Origin of the sequence: Steroidobacter gossypii (assembly GCF_016801985.1) — a bacterium.
Taxonomy (GTDB): domain Bacteria; phylum Pseudomonadota; class Gammaproteobacteria; order Steroidobacterales; family Steroidobacteraceae; genus Steroidobacter; species Steroidobacter gossypii.
The window spans coordinates 1209413-1227763 of sequence record NZ_JAEVLS010000001.1 but is presented as its reverse complement, the minus strand read 5'-3'; the positions used below and the strand labels follow the sequence as shown (position 1 = coordinate 1227763).

Annotated in this window: 16 protein-coding genes; 11 read left to right on the top strand and 5 right to left on the bottom strand. The window is 62.7% G+C overall.

All coding sequences use genetic code 11. The features are described from left to right. Positions 1–8: 8 nt before the first annotated feature. The 3 genes from JM946_RS05290 (at position 9) to JM946_RS05275 (ending at position 4915) form a co-directional block, all read left to right on the top strand. Positions 9–1457 (top strand): TrkH family potassium uptake protein, encoded by a 1449-nt coding sequence (locus JM946_RS05290; RefSeq protein WP_203166086.1) that lies wholly within the window; start codon positions 9–11, stop codon positions 1455–1457. Positions 1458–1987: 530 nt separating this feature from the next. Continuing rightward, the gene (gene mrcB / locus JM946_RS05280) at positions 1988–4300 is read left to right on the top strand and encodes a penicillin-binding protein 1B (protein ID WP_203166084.1); all 2313 of its coding nucleotides are present in this window, start codon (positions 1988–1990) and stop codon (positions 4298–4300) included. 249 nt (positions 4301–4549) lie between these two features. Beyond that, positions 4550–4915, top strand: coding sequence for a tetratricopeptide repeat protein (locus JM946_RS05275; RefSeq protein WP_218042592.1), 366 nt, complete (start codon positions 4550–4552; stop codon positions 4913–4915). Here the strand turns inward: JM946_RS05275 and JM946_RS05270 are convergent. Next, the gene (locus JM946_RS05270) at positions 4912–5949 is read right to left on the bottom strand and encodes a glycosyltransferase family 4 protein (protein WP_203166082.1); all 1038 of its coding nucleotides are present in this window, start codon (positions 5947–5949) and stop codon (positions 4912–4914) included. The two genes, JM946_RS05275 and JM946_RS05270, sit on opposite strands and share 4 nt — an antisense overlap. Beyond that, a complete protein-coding gene (locus tag JM946_RS05265; protein WP_230979449.1) occupies positions 5946–6773 on the bottom strand; it encodes a UDP-2,3-diacylglucosamine diphosphatase in 828 nt (275 codons plus the stop codon). Before JM946_RS05265 ends, JM946_RS05270 begins: the two co-directional genes overlap by 4 nt. 464 nt (positions 6774–7237) lie before the next feature. Between JM946_RS05265 and dtd the strand changes: the two genes are divergently transcribed. The 7 genes from dtd to JM946_RS05230 all read left to right on the top strand — a co-directional run bounded on the left by dtd (position 7238) and on the right by JM946_RS05230 (position 14762). After that, positions 7238–7690 (top strand): D-aminoacyl-tRNA deacylase, encoded by a 453-nt coding sequence (gene dtd / locus JM946_RS05260; RefSeq protein WP_203166081.1) that lies wholly within the window; start codon positions 7238–7240, stop codon positions 7688–7690. A 122-nt stretch (positions 7691–7812) separates the two neighbouring features. After that, positions 7813–8043 (top strand): twin-arginine translocase TatA/TatE family subunit, encoded by a 231-nt coding sequence (gene tatA / locus JM946_RS05255; RefSeq protein WP_203166080.1) that lies wholly within the window; start codon positions 7813–7815, stop codon positions 8041–8043. 21 nt (positions 8044–8064) lie between these two features. Beyond that, positions 8065–8490 carry a Sec-independent protein translocase protein TatB gene (gene tatB, locus JM946_RS05250; RefSeq protein WP_203166079.1) on the top strand — a complete coding sequence of 142 codons (426 nt, stop codon included), beginning with the start codon at positions 8065–8067 and terminating at the stop codon, positions 8488–8490. 8 nt (positions 8491–8498) lie between these two features. Continuing rightward, positions 8499–9263 carry a twin-arginine translocase subunit TatC gene (gene tatC, locus JM946_RS05245; protein WP_203166078.1) on the top strand — a complete coding sequence of 255 codons (765 nt, stop codon included), beginning with the start codon at positions 8499–8501 and terminating at the stop codon, positions 9261–9263. Positions 9264–9481: 218 nt separating this feature from the next. Then, complete coding sequence (locus JM946_RS05240; protein WP_203166077.1) at positions 9482–10960, top strand: peptide MFS transporter; 1479 nt, start codon at positions 9482–9484, stop codon at positions 10958–10960. A 21-nt stretch (positions 10961–10981) separates the two neighbouring features. Then, on the top strand, positions 10982–12799 hold the full coding sequence (locus JM946_RS05235; protein WP_203166076.1) for a M2 family metallopeptidase: 1818 nt from the start codon (positions 10982–10984) through the stop codon (positions 12797–12799). A 4-nt stretch (positions 12800–12803) separates the two neighbouring features. Next, positions 12804–14762, top strand: a complete 1959-nt coding sequence (locus JM946_RS05230; RefSeq protein ID WP_203166075.1) for an OPT family oligopeptide transporter — start codon at positions 12804–12806, stop codon at positions 14760–14762. A 49-nt stretch (positions 14763–14811) separates the two neighbouring features. Here JM946_RS05230 and JM946_RS05225 read toward each other — a convergent pair whose 3' ends face one another. Beyond that, the gene (locus tag JM946_RS05225) at positions 14812–15285 is read right to left on the bottom strand and encodes a phage holin family protein (RefSeq protein WP_218042590.1); all 474 of its coding nucleotides are present in this window, start codon (positions 15283–15285) and stop codon (positions 14812–14814) included. Positions 15286–15303: 18 nt separating this feature from the next. On the opposite strand from JM946_RS05225, the gene JM946_RS05220 reads away from it, so the two are divergent. Further along, complete coding sequence (locus JM946_RS05220) at positions 15304–15702, top strand: MAPEG family protein (protein ID WP_203166073.1); 399 nt, start codon at positions 15304–15306, stop codon at positions 15700–15702. A 16-nt stretch (positions 15703–15718) separates the two neighbouring features. On the opposite strand, the gene JM946_RS05215 is transcribed toward JM946_RS05220, so the two are convergent. Further along, complete coding sequence (locus tag JM946_RS05215; RefSeq protein ID WP_203166072.1) at positions 15719–16750, bottom strand: GGDEF domain-containing protein; 1032 nt, start codon at positions 16748–16750, stop codon at positions 15719–15721. Between the two features lie 6 nt (positions 16751–16756). Further along, positions 16757–18055: a S41 family peptidase gene (locus JM946_RS05210; RefSeq protein WP_218042588.1), complete on the bottom strand. Its 1299-nt coding sequence runs from the start codon at positions 18053–18055 to the stop codon at positions 16757–16759. Between the last annotated feature and the right edge of the window lie 296 nt (positions 18056–18351).

Sequence of the window (18351 nt, the reverse complement as noted above, 5' to 3'; positions counted from 1 at the left end):
CGCCCGCGATGAACTTCCTTACCGTCCAGCGCATCCTGGGTCTGCTGCTGATGCTGTTCAGCGTGACCATGCTGCCACCCGTTGCCGTCGGCCTGTATTACCGCGACGGGCACTGGCAACCGTTTCTCGAGTCGTTCGGAGCTCTGGTCGTGGTCGGCGCGCTGATCTGGTGGCCGGCCCGCAAAGCGGTGCGCGACCTGCGGGCGCGCGACGGATTCTTGGTCGTGTCCATGTTCTGGATCGTGCTCGGCCTGGCCGGCGCAGTGCCGCTGCTGATCTCGGACAAGCCGGAGCTCACGCTCACCGACGCAGTGTTCGAAGCGGTGTCGGGCTTCACCACGACCGGAGCGACCGTCATCGTCGGGCTGGAGAATCTGCCGATTTCCATACTTTACTTCCGGCAGCAGATCCAGTGGCTGGGCGGCATCGGCATCGTGGTGCTCGCCGTCGCCCTGCTGCCCATGCTGGGCGTCGGCGGCATGCAATTGCTGAAAGCGGAGAGCCCCAGGCCCACCAAGGATGCCCGGCTCACGCCGCGCATCACCGAGACCGCCAAGGCGCTGTGGGCCATCTATGTGGCTCTGACGGTGCTGTGCGCGGTCTGCTACTGGATGGCCGGAATGACCCCGTTCGATGCCATCGCCCACAGCTTCTCGACCGTGTCGACCGGCGGCCACTCGACGCACGATGCCAGCATCGGCTATTTCGACAATGTCGTGGTCGAGATGGTCGCATGCGTCTTCATGTTTCTCGGCAGCGTCAACTTCGCGCTGCACTTTTTCGTGTTGCGCCATCGGCGGGTGCAGGATTACTTGCGCGATCCGGAGTTTCGCGCGTTCGTGACGCTGGTGGTGGGACTGTTCCTGCTGACCGTGCTCATGCTCACCCTCAAGCAGGTCTACACGCCCGAAGTGGCGCTGCGCACGGCGATGTTTCAAGCCGTTTCGACCCAGACCGGCACCGGTTTCTTCACGACCGACTATTCGTTATGGCCGGGCGCGCTGCCAGTGATTCTGCTGTTGATGACCTTCATCAGCGGTTCGGCAGGCTCGACCTCGGGCGGCATGAAAGTGATTCGCTGGCTGCTGATCTGGAAGCAGGGCATGCGGGAGGTGCAACGGCTGATCCATCCCAGCGCGGAGATTCCGGTGCGCATCGGCAGCAAGCCGATCGACTGGCGCATCATCGACTCGGTGTGGGGTTTTTTTGCCGCGTACGTGATTCTGTTCGGCGTGCTGATGGTGCTGATGATGATCAGCGGCGCCGACCAGGTGACCGCGTTTTCCGCCATCGCCGCCTGCATGACCAACTACGGGGTGGGGCTGGGCGATGTCTCCTCGAATTTCTCGTCGATTTCCGATCTGAGCAAATGGTTGTGCGTGATTGCGATGCTGCTGGGACGTTTGGAAATCTTCCCGCTGCTGGTGATCGCCACGCCTTCGTTCTGGCGTCGCTAACGCGGAGCTTCCTGCGACTTCAGGACTTTGCCGGCTCGTATGACCCACGCAACGTGGCGTCGGCGCCGCGCTCTGCGCATACAGCGCAACCCAGAAGATGAAGCCCACAGGGCCAATGTTTGTAGCGCATGTCCATTGTCCTTGCTTCTGCACGTTCAGCGGGCCGCACCCCGGGTCGGCGGGAGATCGGGGATCGCCACCGCTGGTCGGGCATTGGCGACATGAGCGGCTTGCCGAGCGCCGAAGTGAGAATCAGATTGTACAGTCGCGCCGAAAGAGCCTGGGCCTGCCTGCCGATCTGCGCCCGCGCGCCGCTACATCGGCCAGTAGCCGATCTGCTCTCGGTGGCCAACGAATCCCGGTATGAACGGTCCAATGCTGGGCGGCCAGGGGGCATGGGGGCCGCCGGCAAGGTAGCATGCGTGGCCCAGACCGGTGGACCGGCGGCAGCCGCAAGTTGCCACGGTTTTGCCCGAATTCTGCCGCATGTTTGACGGCGGCAGCCGTAGCAGTGACGACACAGAGTCGAGATGAGAGCACTGAAAAGATACCGGAAGCAGATCTTCGCGGGCGTGGCCCTGGCCTTCGGCATAGCGCTGATTGGCTTCACCGTGTGGGTGTTCACGCTCGATCGCAAGATCACCAGTCAGTTCGAGGGCCGACGCTGGACCTTGCCGGCGCAGGTCTACGCCCAGCCGACCGAGTTGTACGTCGGCCAGGCGTTCAGCGCCGAAACGCTCGAGGAGGAGCTGAAGCGGCTCGGCTATCAACGCGTCGAGAAGCCGCAGCAGCCGGGCAGCTACAGCCGTCGCGGCTCCCGGGTCGATCTGATCAATCGTCGCTTTCAGTTCTGGGATGCCCTGCAGGAGCCGCAACTGCTGACCATCAGCACCAGTGGCAACGCTATCGCCGACATGCGCAACGGTCGCAACGAGGAAGTGCCGATCTTCCGCCTCGACCCGCTGCTGATCGGCAGCATCTTTCCCATTCACGGCGAAGACCGCGTGGTGGTAACGCCCGAGGAAGTTTCGACGTTGCTGCCGGCCGCGCTGAAGGTGGTCGAAGATCGCAAGTTCGATACGCATTGGGGCGTGAACCCATCCGCCATCCTGCGCGCGGCGTTCGTGAACCTGCGCGCCGGCCAGATCGAGCAAGGCGGCTCGACGCTCACCCAACAGCTGGTGAAGAGTTACTTCCTCGACAACCGCCGCACGCTGAGCCGCAAGATCGAGGAAGCCATCATGGCCATGCTGCTGGAGGTGCACTTCAGCAAGCAGGACCTGATGAACGCGTACATCAACGAGATTTATCTCGGCCAGGATGGCCGACGCGCGATTCACGGCTTTGGCCTCGCCAGCCAGTTTTATTTCGGCAAACCTTTGGCCGAGCTGCAGCTGCATGAAGTCGCGCTGCTGGTGGCGATCGTGCGCGGGCCGTCATATTACGATCCGCGGCGGCACCCGAAGCGCGCGCGCGAGCGTCGCGATCTGGTGTTGAAGTTGATGGGCGAGCACGGCGTCATCGATCCAGCCATGGCGCAGAAGGCGGCCAAGCGTCCGCTCGGCATCGTGAGCTCGGGCACGCAGGCCGGCGGTGGTTATTACCCGGCGTTCCTCGATCTGGTGCGTCGTACCCTGCGACGTGACTATCGCGAGGAGGACCTCACCGAAGCAGGCCTGCGCATTTTCTCGACGCTCGATCCGACTGTGCAGACGCAGGCCGAAGAAGCGCTCACGCTGGAGCTCAATCGGCTCGATAAGACCCGCAAGCAGAAATCCAAGACGCCGCTGGAAGGCGTGGTCGTGGTCACCGCGCCTCAGAATGGCGAAGTGATCGCGATGGTCGGCGGGCGCCAGGCCAACTTCGCGGGCTTCAACCGTGCGCTGGACGCCAAGCGTTCCATCGGCTCGCTGGTCAAGCCGGTGATCTACCTGGCGGCGATCGAAAGCGGTCAGTATCACGCCGCCTCGGTGATCGAGGACGGCCCGGTGTCGGTGAAGCTTTCCAACGGCCAGGTGTGGGAGCCAAAGAATATTTCCGAGCAGTACTACGGTCCGGTGCCGCTGGTGCGTGCGCTGGCGCAATCGATGAATCTCGCGACCGTGAATCTCGGCTTGTCGGTCGGGCTGCCGAAGGTGACGCGCGAGTTCGTGGCGCTCGGTTTGGAAAGAGAGCCGCCGCAACTGCCGTCGGTGCTGCTCGGCTCGCTGGATGTTTCGCCGCTGGAGGTGGCGCAGTTGTACAACGCATTCGCCAACGGCGGCTTCAGCACGCCGCTTCGCGCCGTGCGCGCGGTGGTGGATGCGGAAGGTGAGCCGCTGAAGTCGTTCGCGCTCGAAGTCACGCCGGTGGCGAGCCCGGACGCGGTGTATCAGGTCAATCGCATGATGGTCGAAGTCATGGAGCACGGCAGCGGCCGGAGTGCACGGGCGGTGATTCCGCCGGATATCGTGGTGGCCGGCAAGTCGGGCACTTCTTCGGATTATCGTGACAGCTGGTTCGCGGGCTTCTCCGGTCAGCATCTCGCCGTGGTGTGGATCGGCCACGACGACAACACGCCGACCGGGCTCACCGGATCGTCAGGCTCGCTGGCCGTGTGGTCGCGGCTCATGGCCAACCTGGGAACAACTTCCTGGAGTGCGCCGTTGCCGGAAAGCCTGGAGGAAACTTGGATAGAATTCCCTACCGGCCTTGCGGCCCGGCCGGACTGTGGCGAGGAGCCGATCGCGATCGCTGTTCCCAAGGGCACGACGCTGCCGATGCAGCCGGCCTGTGAAACCAACGTTTTCGGCGAATTTGGCGAGCGGGCCAGGGAGTGGTGGCGCGGCATCACGCGCCAGTGACGCTGAACATTGGGGCGAATGCTGAATCGGTTCATGCCCGAGCGACGAACACTTTTTCGATTGGCGACGGTCTAAACGCTTGTGACAACCTGGCTGCGTAAAACTTCTCTGCTGGTGACTGCCATTGCTGTGTCGGCGTGTGCAGTCCCTCCGCCGTATCGTGCCCCGGCGCCTCCGGCTCCCGTTCCTCCTCCGCAAGAGCCACCGGTTCAGACCCACCCGGCGCCGCCGCCCGAGCAACCCACCGAAGTGCCCGAGCCCGTGCCCGCACCGGTGGTTCGCGAGCCGACCTTGAGCCCTGCTTCCCGTGCGCTCGTGAACCAGGCGCAGATTCAGCTGCAGTCGAAGAACTATCCCGTCGCTGCGTCTTCGATCGAACGCGCCCTGCGCATCGAGCCCGGCAATCCTCTGCTTTGGATCGAGCTGGGCAAGGTACGGCAGGCGGAAGGCAACTACGTCCAGGCGGAGAACATGGGTCGCAAGGCGGCTTCAATGTCCGTCAACGCGCCTCGCGCAAACTCGGCCGCTTGGTCTTTGATTGCCGAATCGCTCCGTGCTCGCGGAAAGAATGTCCAGGCTCGCGAAGCCGAGCTTCGAGCGCAGGGCGTTCGCTAAGCGGAGTCGAGCGCGGACTCGGCAGCAGTTGCCGCTGCCGCCCTCGGAGCGAGGTGCGAGAGAAACTGGCGTGTAGCTGTCTCCCACGTGTTGGCGAGGGCGTGGGCGCGGCATTGAGTCGGGTCGAGCGTGAGGGCAGCTAGCGTAGCGGTGCGAAGATCTTCGTCGAGTACGCCGGTGACGCCTTGATTGACGACGTCGATCGGGCCGGTGACGGGATAGGCGGCCACCGGCACGCCGCAGGCCATCGCTTCGAGCAGCACCAATCCAAACGTGTCAGTCCGGCTGGGAAAGACGAACACGTCGGCCGCCGCGACATGCGCTGCGAGTTGTTCGCCATATTTGTAGCCAACGAATTTAGCCGTTGGATAGCGCGCCTGCAGATCGGAGCGAGCGGGGCCATCGCCGACGATGACTTTGGTGCCGGGCAGATCGAGCCGTAAGAACGCCTCGATGTTTTTCTCTACGGCAACGCGGCCCACGTACATCGCAATGGGCCGGGGGAAATCGAGAAAGCTTTTGTCACGCGGCTTGAACAAAGAAACATCCACGCCCCGCGTCCAGCGCACGATATTTCTGAACCCGCGCGATTCGAGCAGCCGTTGCATGGTCGGGGTAGCCACCATCGTCCGCGCAGCGGCCGAATGGAAACGCCGCAAATGCGCATAGCTCAACGCCAGGGGAATGGGTGCGCGAGCACGGAGATATTCGGGGAACTGCGTGTGATAGGACGTGGTGAAAGGCAACCTTTGTCGCAAACACCATTTCCGTGCGGCCGCACCCAATGTTCCCTCGGTTGCGATATGAATCGCGTCGGGCCCGAACTCCTCCAGCAACCCGGACAGCCGGCCGTAAGGCAGCCACGCGAGCCGGATTTCGGGATACGTCGGACAAGGAAACGTTCTGAACTGATTCGGCTCGATGATATGCACCACGTGCCCCAGGGCGCGCAGCCCGTCGGCCGTAGTGCTCAACGTTTTGACGACTCCGTTGGTCTGAGGTCGCCACGCATCCGTAACGATCGCGATCTTCACGCCGCCTGTCCGATAGGCAACGGCACCACCTCAGTATGCGCGACCACCTGTTGCTGCTCGGTCCAGCGCAGCAGCGCCATGCGACCTTGGTCGTCTTCGGTAAGCACGGTGCAGCTCTCGACCCAGTCGCCGTCGTTGCAATAGGTGATGCCGCCGATATCGGCGATTTCGGCGCGGTGAATGTGGCCGCAGATGACGCCGTCGAGATTGCGGCGCTTGGCTTCATCCGCCAGCGCGCGCTCGAAGTTGGAGATGTAGTTCACCGCGTTCTTCACTTTGTGTTTGAGGAACGCAGCGATGGACCAGTACGGGAACCCGAAACGGCGCCGGAAGAAATTCACATAGCGGTTCAGGCGCAGGATGAAGGCATACGCCCGATTGCCCAGCGCTTCGAGCAGCGGGCTCGCCTTGATGACGCTGTCGAATTCATCTCCGTGCAACACCAGGAAGCGCCGCCCATCGACGTTCTCGTGCACGATCTCGCGATGGATCTCGACGTTGCCGAACACCATGCCCGCGTAGTCGCGGAACACGCTGTCGTGATTGCCGGGGATGTAGATGACCCGGGTGCCTGCCTTGGCTTTGCCAAGGATGGTGCGGATGACGTTGTTGTGCTCCTGCGGCCAGAAGAACGCCCGCTTCAGGCTCCACAGATCGATGATGTCGCCGACCAGATAAAGGTTGTCGGTTTGGATCGAGTGCAGGAAGTCGAGCAGGTAGTCCGCGCTACAGCCGCGGAACCCCAAATGCACGTCGGAGATAAAAACACTTCGGAAGCGCAGAACGGGGGTCGGGCCACCCGGTCGGCTCGGAGTCGGGCTCATGGCTCACCTCCCTGCGGCGAGGCTGTGGTTGCGCGCAGCCTCGGGCCGGGACATGACCGACGGATGACAATGGCGGGAAGTTTGTTTGACGGTTCAGCAGGTTGGATGACTGAGACCGGGCGATGGCCGAGCGCTACCGAGACGCTCGAGGCCGCCATATTCGCTTGGTTTTCGCCGTGATCGTAACGCGCTGACCCACACGCTCCGGTGTTCTGCGGGTTAGGCGGTCATTTTTTCCCACCCACACCCAGCCCGTGTCAGCATACGACGTACAAACCTTCCCTGCTCTTCAGTCCGAGCGTGCCCACGATGAAGGTTAGAAAATCTGCGGCTAAGTGGAAACATGCGCTTAACGTATGCCTCCTCATCCGGCCCGGGTGGCAAAACACGGCAGTGACGCAAACTTCATCAACCTTACTCCAGCCTCCGCTATCCTGCCGCACCCAGCTCACTCACGGTTTGCCATGATCGGCCTGCTCCAGCGCGTCACTCACGCCGAAGTGCATGTCTCCGGCCACCAGGTCGGAGCGATCCAGGCTGGACTGCTGGTTTTGGTGGGCGTGGAGCGCGGCGACAGCGAAGCGCAGGCCGACCGGCTGCTGGAACGGCTATGCACCTACCGCGTTTTCCCCGATGCCGAAGGGCGAATGAATCGCAGTCTGCAGGACATTGGCGGACAGCTAATGCTGGTCTCGCAATTCACACTGGCGGCGGATACGCGTAGTGGCACCCGGCCCGGCTTCAGCCCGGCGGCCGCCCCCGAGGAAGGCCGGCGATTGTTCGATTATCTGGTGCAGCGGGCACGTGCGCGGCTGGGCGCGGTCCAAACCGGAGAGTTTGGCGCCAACATGCAGGTCAGCCTGACCAACGACGGGCCGGTGACTTTCTGGTTGCAGGTGCCGCCGGGCCAGAACTGACCGGTCAGGTCGAGCCAGCAGGCTTTTTTCGCAGGATAAGGCTAGAGTTTTCCAGTTCCGCCGCCACGTCGTTACCTGCTTTTGGCGTATGATCCGGCGGCTTTGCGAAGCGGGAGAGTGGAATGGGCATCGGTTTCAAAGAACTTCTGATCATCCTCGCCATTGCGCTGCTGATCTTCGGCGCCAAGCGGTTGAAGACGATCGGCTCGGATCTGGGTGGCGCGGTCAAGGGCTTCCGGAAAGCCATGGACGCCGAGGACGACAAGGAGACGCAGCAGCTCAACTCGCCCCAGAAGGACGCAGACTTCAATACCACCGCGGACAAGACCGGCAGCAAGTCCTCCAACGCTTGATGCTCTGATCGAAGCGTCCCGATGTTCGAAGTCGGTTTCACCGAGATCGTACTGATCATGGGCCTGGCGCTATTGGTGCTGGGGCCTGAAAAGCTGCCCGGCCTGGCCGAGAAGGTCGGCCGCTGGACTGGCCGTGCCCGGGCCATGGCTCGCCAGCTGCGCACCCAGCTGGAACAGGAAGTCACGCTCGATGAGATGACCAAGTCACGGCCCATGCAGGCGCCGCCCTCCACCAGCGAACCCGCCTCGACTGCGCCGACCGACGAACCGTCGCCGACCCAGACCGCCGAGGCCACTGATTCGGCTCCCGCCGCGACGAGCGAGCAACCTGCCGCCAGCGACACACCCCACAATGCTTCCGGACTCGATCTGCAGACCATGGTTTCAGGGATGGAGCCGCCGCCTCAATCGGCAGCCGAGACGCCTCCCGACAAAGCGGTCAAGTGAGTTCGCGCATGAGTGCTGAGGAGCGCGAAGATTTAGCCGAAGGCTCGCTGATTTCGCATCTGGTCGAATTGCGCGACCGGTTGCTGCGTGCCGTGATTGCCGTCGCCGTCATGTTTGTTCCGTGCGCGGTGTTCTCCAACAAGCTGTTCACGCTGGTCGCGACCCCGCTGATCGCGAGAATGCCGGCCGGCACGTCGATGATTGCCACCAGCGTGGTGTCGCCGGTGCTCGCACCGTTGAAGCTCGCGCTGTTCATCGCGTTGTTCATCGCGATGCCTTATGTGCTCTATCAAGCGTGGGCATTCGTCGCGCCTGGCTTGTATCGCCACGAAAAGCGCTTCGCCGTGCCGCTGGTGCTGTCGAGCATCGTGCTGTTTTACTGCGGCGTGGCGTTTGCCTACTTCGTCGTGTTCCCCGCGATGTTCGCCTTCCTGACCATGGCGGCACCGGCCGGCGTGCAAATGATGACGGACATGCAGAACTATCTGGACTTCGTCCTGCTGCTGTTTTTCGCATTCGGCGTGGCGTTCGAGATTCCGGTCGCGACCGTGTTGCTGGCCTCGACCGGCATGGTCAGCGTCGAAGCGATGGGCAAGAACCGTGGTTACGTGGTGCTCGGGATCTTCGTGGTCGCCGCATTCCTCACACCGCCGGATGCGATCTCGCAGACCATGATGGCGTTGCCGATGTACCTGCTGTACGAAATCGGCATCCTGGGCTCGCGTTTGCTACTGAGGCAGCGGCAGAAAAACGGCGAGTCGGCCGCGGCCTGAAGCGGCTCGAACCTCGGTATACACCGAGGTTAAACCGTGCTGCCGAGAGCTCTTAAGCTTGCCCCGCGGCGCATTCTTCGGTGAGACTGCGCCTCCATGACGTTTGTCATGTCTGACAGCCCGCGCCGGTTCTGTCCGTCCCCGCGTCCGGGACGGCTCGCGGCGTGTCCATAACAACAGCCGCTCAAATCTCGAGCCGCAGCAGGGACTCTTCCCGTATGAATGAAAGCATCGAGCGCGATTCCACGCACGGACCGCAGGTCTTCGGTCATCCGCGTGGACTGATGACCTTGTTCTTCACCGAAGCGTTCGAGCGATTCACGTACTACGGCATGCGGGCCATTCTGGTGCTGTTCATGACCGCGGCCATCGCCAACGGCGGGCTCGGGCTGGACGATCGCACCGCCAGCGCCATCTATGGTCTGTACATTTCCGGCACGTATCTGTTGTCCCTGCTCGGCGGCTGGATCGCCGACCGGCTGATCGGCCAGCAGCGCGCGGTGTTCTGGGGCGGCGTGATGATCATGCTCGGCAACGGCTGCCTCGCCACCGGCAACACGCAGCTGTTCTTCATCGGCCTGATGGTGATCGTGCTCGGCGTCGGCTTGTTGAAGCCGAATATCAGCGCCATCGTCGCGCAGCTGTATCCGGAAGGCGGCTCGCGACGCGATGCGGGCTTCTCCATCTTTTACATGGGCATCAACACCGGCGCCTTCCTCGGCTCGCTGCTGGTGCCGATCGCCGCGCAGGAGCTCGGCTGGAACGCGGGCTTCGCCCTGCCCGCCATTGGCATGCTGTTGGGTCTGGTGCAGTTCCAGGTCACCAAACATTATCTCGGCACCTCGGGCGTGGTGCCCATGGGTCAGCCCGCGAGTTGGACGCCGGTCATCGGCTTCGTCGTGGTCGTGGTGGTGCTGATGGCGGCGGCATTGCTCGGCTACATGCAGCCCGATCCCGTCGTCATTTCCGAAGGCCTGAACTGGGCGCTGGTCGCGCTGGCCGCGGGCTACTTCGCTTATCTGCTGTTTTTCGCCGGCCTCGAAACCGACGAGCGCAAGCGCGTGGTCGCGATGATCGCGCTGTTCATCGCGTGCGCCATGTTCTGGGCCGGCTTCGAGCAGGCCGGCGCTTCGTTCAATCTGTTCGCCGATCGTCACACCGATCGCAACGTGTTCGGCTGGGACATGCCCGCCGGCGTGCTGCAAGCGGTGAACCCGATGTTCATCATCCTGTTCGCACCGGTGTTCGCCGCGATCTGGGTGAACCTGGGCCGGCGCAACCTGGATCCCTCGGCGCCGGCGAAATTCGCCGTCGGTCTGATCCTGATGGGCTTCGGCTTTCTGGTGATGTTCATGGCTGCGCGTTACGTGGTCGCCGGCGAGATGGTGATGCCGACCTGGCTGATCCTCACCTATCTGCTGCATACATTCGGCGAGCTGTGCCTGAGCCCGGTGGGCCTGAGCTCGATGACCAAGCTCGCGCCGGCGCGCTTCGTCGGCCAGGTGATGGGCCTGTGGTTCCTGGCCACCGCGCTTGGCAACAACCTTGCGGGTCAGTTCGCGGGCGAGATCGATCCGAACAACCTGCCCGGCATGCCGGGCCAGTTCCTGTATCTGTTCTGGTGGGGCTTCATCGCCGGCGTGGTACTGCTGGTGCTGACGCCGTTCATTCGCAAGATGATGGCAGGCGTTAAATAGTCGGCTCGCATGGAGAGAATCATGATTCGACGTTGCGTGCGACTGACGACGGCGGTAGCGGCCGTGCTTGCGGTGGCCGGCTGTGAGCGCAAGACCGAGCCCGCGGCGACTCAAGCTGAGAACGCCGATGCATTCGTGGAACAACTCAACAGCGAACTGGCGGAGTTGTCGCGCGAGGCGGCAGCGGCTGCCTACGCTTACGCGACCTTCATCAATCCCGATACGGAGTTCTTGAATGCCAAGGCCAACGAGCGCGTGCTGGAATACTTCAGCGGCGCGGTCGAGCGGGCAAAAGCATACAAGCCGGAGCAGCTGAACCCGACCGCCGCACGCGCAATTCAGTTGCTGAAACTCGGCGTCTCCGCGCCCGCGCCCACAGACGCGACCAAGCGCGCGGAGCTTGCCGCGCTCACGTCGAAGATGGAGGGTATGTACGGCGCTGCAAAGTACTGCCCCAAGGGACCGGAGTCCTGTAAGGACCAGACTGAGCTGACCGACATCCTCGCCAGGAGCCGCAACTACGACGAGCTCACCGAAGCGTGGACCGGCTGGCATTCGACCGCCCGTCCGATTCGCAAGGACTACGTGCGTTTCGTCGAGCTGGCGAATGAAGGCGCGCGCGAGTTGGGCTTCGACAATCTCGGCGCCATGTGGCGCTCGAATTACGACATGCCGCCGGATGAGTTCACCAAAGAAGCATCGCGACTGTGGGATCAGGTAAAGCCGCTGTACGGCTCATTGCATTGTTACGTGCGTGGCAAGCTGCAGAAGACCTATGGCGAGCAGCGCGTCCCGGCCGGCAAACCGATTCCCGCGCAATTGCTCGGCAACATGTGGGCGCAACAGTGGGGCGAGATCTATCCGCTGGTCGAGCCTTATCCCGGCGCCACGGACATGAACGTCACTGCCGCGCTCGAGAAACAAAAATACGATCCGGTGCGGATCACGCAATCGGCCGAGAACTTCTATGTTTCTCTGGGGTTCCCCAAGCTGCCGCAGACGTTCTGGGAACGTTCCCTGCTGGCCAAGCCGCGTGACCGCGACGTGCAATGTCACGCCAGCGCGTGGCACATGGATGGCAACGAGGACGTTCGCATCAAACAGTGCATCGAGCCGACTCAGGAACATCTGATGACGGTGTATCACGAGCTTGGGCACGTGTTTTATTACCTTTCGTACAAGGATCAGCCGTACCTGTTCCAAAGCGGCGCGCACGACGGTTTCCATGAAGCCATCGGCGATACGGTGAATCTGTCGATGACGCCGGCGTATCTGCACCGGATCGGCCTGGCGGGTGCGGTGAAGCCCAGCAACGAGGCGACCATCAATCAGCAGATGCGCCTGGCGCTCGACAAGCTGGCGTTCCTGCCGTTCGGCAAGCTGATCGACGAGTGGCGCTGGAAAGTGTTCGCGGGCGAGATCAAGCCGGAGGAATACAACGCGGCGTGGTGGAAACTACGCGAGACGTATCAAGGCGTGGCGGCTCCCGTTGCGCGCACGGAAGAGGATTTCGATCCGGGTGCGAAATATCACATTCCTGCGAACACGCCGTACACGCGTTATTTCCTGTCGTACATCCTGCAGTTCCAGTTCCATCGCGCTTTGTGTCAGGCGGCCGGTTTCCAGGGCCCGCTGCACGAATGCTCGATCTACGACAACAAGGAAGCCGGTCAGCGCTTCCGTGACATGCTGGCGTTGGGCCAGAGCCAGCCGTGGCAGGACACGCTGGAGAAGTTGACGGGCACTCGCGAAATGGATGCTTCGGCGATTACGGAATATTTCGCGCCGCTGCTCGCGTGGCTGGAAGAACAGAACAAGGGCCAAAGCTGCGGCTGGTAATCCAATGAACACACCTGCGACTCAAGCGGCGCCGCAGCTGACTGCGCGCGCCATCATTTTGTCGATCGTGCTCGCGATGATTCTCGCGGCTGCCAACACGTACCTGGGCCTTTTCGCGGGCCTCACGATCGCCACGGCGATTCCTGCCGCGGTGGTCTCGATGGCCGTGTTACGTCTGCTCGGTGGCGGTCACATCCTCGAGAACAACATCGTTCAGACCGGTGCTTCGGCCGGGTCGTCCATCGCCGCCGGTGTGATCTTTACCGTGCCGGCGCTGGTGATCCTCGGCCACTGGACCGATTTCAAATACTGGTGGGTGCTGGCGATTGCCGGTCTCGGTGGCGTACTCGGTGTGCTGTTCTCGGTGCCGTTGCGTCGTTCCCTGATCGTGGATCAGCAGCTCGCGTTCCCAGAAGGCAAGGCCGCGGCTGAAGTGTTGAAAGCCGGTGAGAATCCGGCGAGCGGCATTCGTGTGCTGGCCGCGGCGTCGGGAATCGGCGGCCTCGGCAAGCTGATTGCTGCTAGCGGCCTGCGACTGGTGCCGGATTCGGCGGCGTTCGGCAGCTTCGTGGGCAAAGGCATTGCGTACATGGGTACCAACCTGTCGCCGGCGCTGCTCGGTGTGGGTTACATCGTCGGCTTGAACATCGGCATCGTGGTCGTGGGTGGCGGCATCCTGTCTTGGAACATTGCCATTCCGATTTACAGCGCTTTCTTCCTCGACGGGAATCCCGACCTCGCTGCGCGACTGGCTGGCGCGAGCGCCGAAGATGCGGCCGGTGCGATCTGGAGCGCGGAGATTCGTTATCTCGGCGTCGGCGCGATGCTCGTTGGTGGCGTGTGGACGCTGATCTCGTTACGCAGTTCATTGATGTCGGGCGTGCGCAGCGGTTTGGAAGCGGCGCGCGCTGGTGCGGCGAAGGTTGTCGCCGAAACTGAACGAGATCTGCCGATGAAGGCGGTGCTGGTGGGTCTGATCGCCTTCACCCTGCCGCTGGCCGGTCTGTATCACGCCATCGTGCAAGACTTCGGCGTGTCGGTGCCCATGACCATCATCATGATCGTCGCCGGCTTTCTGTTCAGCTCGGTGTCGGCATACATGGCGGGCCTGGTGGGCTCGTCGAACAATCCGGTCTCGGGCATCACCATCGGCACGATTTTGTTTGCTTCGCTGGTGCTGGCGGTGCTGATGGGGAGCAATGCACCGCTGGGGCCGGTAGCCGCCATCGTGATCGGTGCTGTTGTTTGCTGTGCGGCTGCGGTGGCCGGCGACAATCTGCAGGATCTCAAGTGCGGTTACATAGTCGGCGCGACGCCGTGGCGTCAGCAGGTGATGTTGGCTATCGGCGCGATGTCGTGCGCGCTTGTCATGGCGCCGGTGCTCAACCTGCTGGCCAAGGCTTACGGCATTGGCGTTCCCACGCCGGAGCATCCCGAGCCTTTGCTGGCGCCGCAGGCTACGTTGATGGCCTCGGTGGCCAAGGGCTTGTTTGGTGGGGAGCTGCCCTGGGATCTGATTTGGATCGGCGTCGCCATTGGCGCGGCCATCATCATCTGCGATGAGATCCTGAAGAAGCGTGGCGCGACGTTTCGGACGCCGGTGCTCGCAGCTGCCGTCGGTATCTATTTGCCGCTCGACCTCACTGTGCCCATTTTCCTTGGCGGTCTGCTGGCGCATCTGGTCGAGCGCGCGGCTGGCGTCCACAACGATCCCGCTGCGGCGGAACGCGTTCACCGTAAGGGTGTGTTGTTCTCGGCCGGATTGATCACGGGTGAAGCGCTGATGGGAATTCTTATCGCGATTCCGATCGTTTCCACCGGTCAGTCAGATGTGCTCGCGCTGCCTGAAGCTGTCCGCTTCGGGCCGGGTCTGATCGAGTGGTTCGGGTTGGCGATATTCGCCTTGATGGGCTGGATCCTGTATCGCGTCGCCCGTCAGGGGGCGCTCAACCCCACTGCTTGAGTGCGGATACTCTCCCTCAGCCGCGCCCTCGCGCGGCTGAGGAGTAAGTTCATTTCTTCATCGTAATCACCTCGACGCGACCGCTGTTCGCGATCATGCCGGAGGCGAGCCACGAGGTGATGCTGACGATCAGAGAAGCGCCGAGGGCGGTCCAGAAGCTGCTGATGGTGAAGCCGCTCAACAGCAGCGCCACCAGGCCAAGCATGCCGGCGTTGATCACCAGCAGGAACAAACCGAGAGACAGCAAGGTGAGCGGCAGGGTGAGGATCACGGCGATCGGTCGGACGATGGCGTTGACGATGCCGAGCAGGACGGCCGCCGCAAGTAGCGTGAACGGGCTGTCGAAATTCAGCCCGCCGAAAATTTGAGTGGCCAGCCACAGCCCGAGGGCGACGATAGCGGCGCGCAAAAAGAATCCGGTCATGTTGAGGTCCTCGTAGCGCGGGGCGAGTAAGCTAGTGTCATCGGTCGCCTGACCCGCCGCCGGGCATGATACGTCCGATATGGAGTCGAGCGACAACATCCTCAATGAGGGACCGCTATGCCGTTCGTCGCCATCGTGACCGCCCTGGCCTTGGGACAATTTTTCATGCTCGGCTTCAGAGTCGCGAGGGCGCGCACGCGTTATGGTATCCGGGCGCCGGCAACCAGCGGCAACGAGGTGTTCGAGCGCCATTTCCGGGTGCAGATGAACACCCTGGAACAGCTGGTGATCTTTCTGCCGGCGCTGTGGATCTTCGCCAGCTTCATCAGTCCGCTGTGGGCAGCGGCTTTGGGCGTGGTGTGGCTGCTGGGTCGAGCGATCTATGCGATTTCCTATGTGCGCGATCCGAAGAGCCGCGCGCTTGGATTTGCGCTAACGGCGCTGCCGACGCTTTCGATGATCCTCGGCATCCTGATCTGGGGAGTCCGCGCCATCCTGCTCGGCGCCGCCTGGTAGAGAACGTCTCTAAACATCATTCGGGTGCGCGACGCAGGGCGCGATCCTGCTGCATGTTCTGCTCGGCGAGGATCATGAGCTCCTTGGGATACAGATGATCCTCCGGGAAGTTCGCCGTCCCCACATTCACATTGGCGCGAATCAGCCGATTGGCCACCGAGACCGTGCCAGCGTAAACATTGTTACGAATGCGCGTGGCAATAGCGCCGCCCATGGCGGAATCCGCTTCGACCAACAGCACCACGAATTCGTCGCCCCCCAAGCGGGCCGCTACGTCTGAGCCACGAATGGAACGAGTGATGGCCGCGGCGACCGCTCCCAGAATCTGGCTGCCCGCTTCGTGGCCCATTGTTTCGTTGATGTGAGCGAGGTTGTCCACGTCCACCACGACGATGGTGTACGGCCGGCCGAACCGTTCGGCCTTGCGATGTTCCTGATGCAGGATTTCTTCGAACGAACGCAGGTTCAACAGGCCGGTGAGCGCATCGGTCGACGCCAGATCGCTGATCCTCTGCACGGCGCTGTGCATTTGTTCGATCAACGCCGCAATGATCAGCGCCACCGCCGCGCCGGGAGCCAGCACGGTAAGCAGCTGCACGCCAAATTCAGGACCACCGATTGCAACGTCCGGCGTAAGCGCGCCGAGCAGGAAGCCGATCGCCGCAATCACCACCGCCAATAGCAGCACGACCCACCAGCGCCCGAAAGCGAGCGCGGCGCCGACCAGCGGAATGAGATAAAGCGGCACGATGAAGCTGTGCGCCGCGCCGGTGGCGATAGCAAACAAAGTGATACAAACAATCAGCGCAGCGACATCGATACTGTGCTGGCGAGCAAGTGGGCGTTGTAGAGCAGGCACGATGCGCGCGAACAGCACGCTCACCGTGAGCAGGCCCAATGCAGCGGCGGCCAGCATGGGCCGGCTCACCGAGTTGGGCACGAAGGCGAACTGCAGCGCGCCGATCGCCAGGGTCAGCAGTTCGAGGCACAACAGCGCCCTGGCCGCAAATCCCTGTGTTTGGGCCGCTGCAGGCTGAGCGGAACGCATGAGGTACTACGGCGCGCGACTCTGCCGAATCGCGCCGCGAGCCTTCTGCTGCAGCGTGGTGAGCGCCGCCTGCAGCTCGTAGTCTTCCTTGAGGTCGCCGTAACTGTCGGACACGTCGGCGCCTTCCTTGGGCGTCGGCAGGTCTTTTTCGTCGATGAACACGTCCGGCTTGATGCCTTTCTCGTGAATCGACGCGCCCGAGGGCGTGAAGTACTTGGATGTCGTCAGCTTGATGGCATGACCATCGGACAGCGGCACAACGGTTTGCACTGAACCCTTGCCGTAAGTCTGGCGGCCAACCAGCGTGGCGCGGCGATGATCCTGCAGCGCGCCCGCGACGATCTCGGACGCCGACGCCGAGCCGCCGTTCACGAGCACCACCATCGGGGCGCCTTCGAGCGCGTCGCCAGGATGAGCGTCCATTTCGAAGCGGGCATCGGCGGCGCGACCGTTGGCGGTGACGATGACGCCGTCCTCCAGAAACACATCTGAAACACCGACCGCGGCTTCGAGCACGCCGCCGGGATTGTTACGCAGGTCGAGCACCAGGCCGTTCAACGGAGCGCCGTTCTTTTTCTTCAGCTTGGCCAGCGAACGCTCGAGATCCGGGGCCGTGGTTTCGCTGAAGTGCGAAATGCGGACATAGCCCACGCCGTCGTCGAGCAACTGATCACGCACACTGTGAACTTGCACGGGAGCGCGCGACAGCGTGAATTCGAGCGGGTCTTTCTGATCGGCGCGCGCGATGCTGATCTTCACCGACGTGCCGGCCTTGCCACGCATGCGATCGATCGTGTCGTTGAGATTGTCGACGCTCACCGGCACGTCGTCGACCGCGACGATGGTGTCACCCGGCAGTACGCCCGCTTTCTCGGCCGGTGTGCCTTCGATCGGGTTCACCACTTTGACCACGCCGTTCTCGAGCGCGACTTCGATGCCGACGCCGGAATATTCCCCGGTGGTGCTGATACGAACCTCGTCGAATTCCTGCGGATCGAGGAATGCCGAATGCGCGTCCAGGTCGGCGATCATGCCGCGGATGGCGGCTTCGATCAGTTCCTGGTCGGAAATGTTTTCGACATATTCCCTGCGCACATGCTCGAGCACTTCGGCGAGCAGGCGTGCGTCCTGCCATGGCACGGCCTTCTCGTTATTGCCGATGCGCGGGTCGGCGCTGCTGGCGAGCACCGGAGGATCGATCTGCCGCTGCGCCTGGACCGTCCGCCCCACCGACAGGCCAAAGCCCACGACCACGCCGACCCCGAGGATCAGCGCGAACCGAACCGGCATAACTACCCGTGACATGACACTGAGGGGATGAGACTTCAAGTTGCAGGGCCTTTAAACATAGTACACGTCCAATTGCCGGCGACAATGCGGCCGAAGGCGCGCGAAATCCGGACGCCGTTCAAAGAATGCCCAAGGCGCGACCGACCCGCCGGGCCACCCTCCTCGAACTGTGACTTGGGTCCAAGCGATCAGACCAAGGCTGTCAGTCGGACGGCGGCGGCGGCAATCAGTTCACCGCTGAATCCGCTGACCACGTGGCGCCGACGCCAAGGCAGCTCCTGGACCTGTTCGCGCCGCCGCGCCTTTCCGAT

Coding starts and splice junctions, on each gene's coding strand:
- JM946_RS05290 (WP_203166086.1), top strand. CDS start 9: ATGAACTTCCTTACCGTCCAGCGCATCCTGGGTCTGCTGCTGATGCTG.
- mrcB (WP_203166084.1), top strand. CDS start 1,988: ATGAGAGCACTGAAAAGATACCGGAAGCAGATCTTCGCGGGCGTGGCC.
- JM946_RS05265 (WP_230979449.1), bottom strand. CDS start 6,773: ATGAGCCCGACTCCGAGCCGACCGGGTGGCCCGACCCCCGTTCTGCGC.
- dtd (WP_203166081.1), top strand. CDS start 7,238: ATGATCGGCCTGCTCCAGCGCGTCACTCACGCCGAAGTGCATGTCTCC.
- tatA (WP_203166080.1), top strand. CDS start 7,813: ATGGGCATCGGTTTCAAAGAACTTCTGATCATCCTCGCCATTGCGCTG.
- tatB (WP_203166079.1), top strand. CDS start 8,065: ATGTTCGAAGTCGGTTTCACCGAGATCGTACTGATCATGGGCCTGGCG.
- tatC (WP_203166078.1), top strand. CDS start 8,499: ATGAGTGCTGAGGAGCGCGAAGATTTAGCCGAAGGCTCGCTGATTTCG.
- JM946_RS05240 (WP_203166077.1), top strand. CDS start 9,482: ATGAATGAAAGCATCGAGCGCGATTCCACGCACGGACCGCAGGTCTTC.
- JM946_RS05235 (WP_203166076.1), top strand. CDS start 10,982: ATGATTCGACGTTGCGTGCGACTGACGACGGCGGTAGCGGCCGTGCTT.
- JM946_RS05230 (WP_203166075.1), top strand. CDS start 12,804: ATGAACACACCTGCGACTCAAGCGGCGCCGCAGCTGACTGCGCGCGCC.
- JM946_RS05225 (WP_218042590.1), bottom strand. CDS start 15,285: ATGTTGTCGCTCGACTCCATATCGGACGTATCATGCCCGGCGGCGGGT.
- JM946_RS05220 (WP_203166073.1), top strand. CDS start 15,304: ATGCCGTTCGTCGCCATCGTGACCGCCCTGGCCTTGGGACAATTTTTC.
- JM946_RS05215 (WP_203166072.1), bottom strand. CDS start 16,750: ATGCGTTCCGCTCAGCCTGCAGCGGCCCAAACACAGGGATTTGCGGCC.
- JM946_RS05210 (WP_218042588.1), bottom strand. CDS start 18,055: ATGTCACGGGTAGTTATGCCGGTTCGGTTCGCGCTGATCCTCGGGGTC.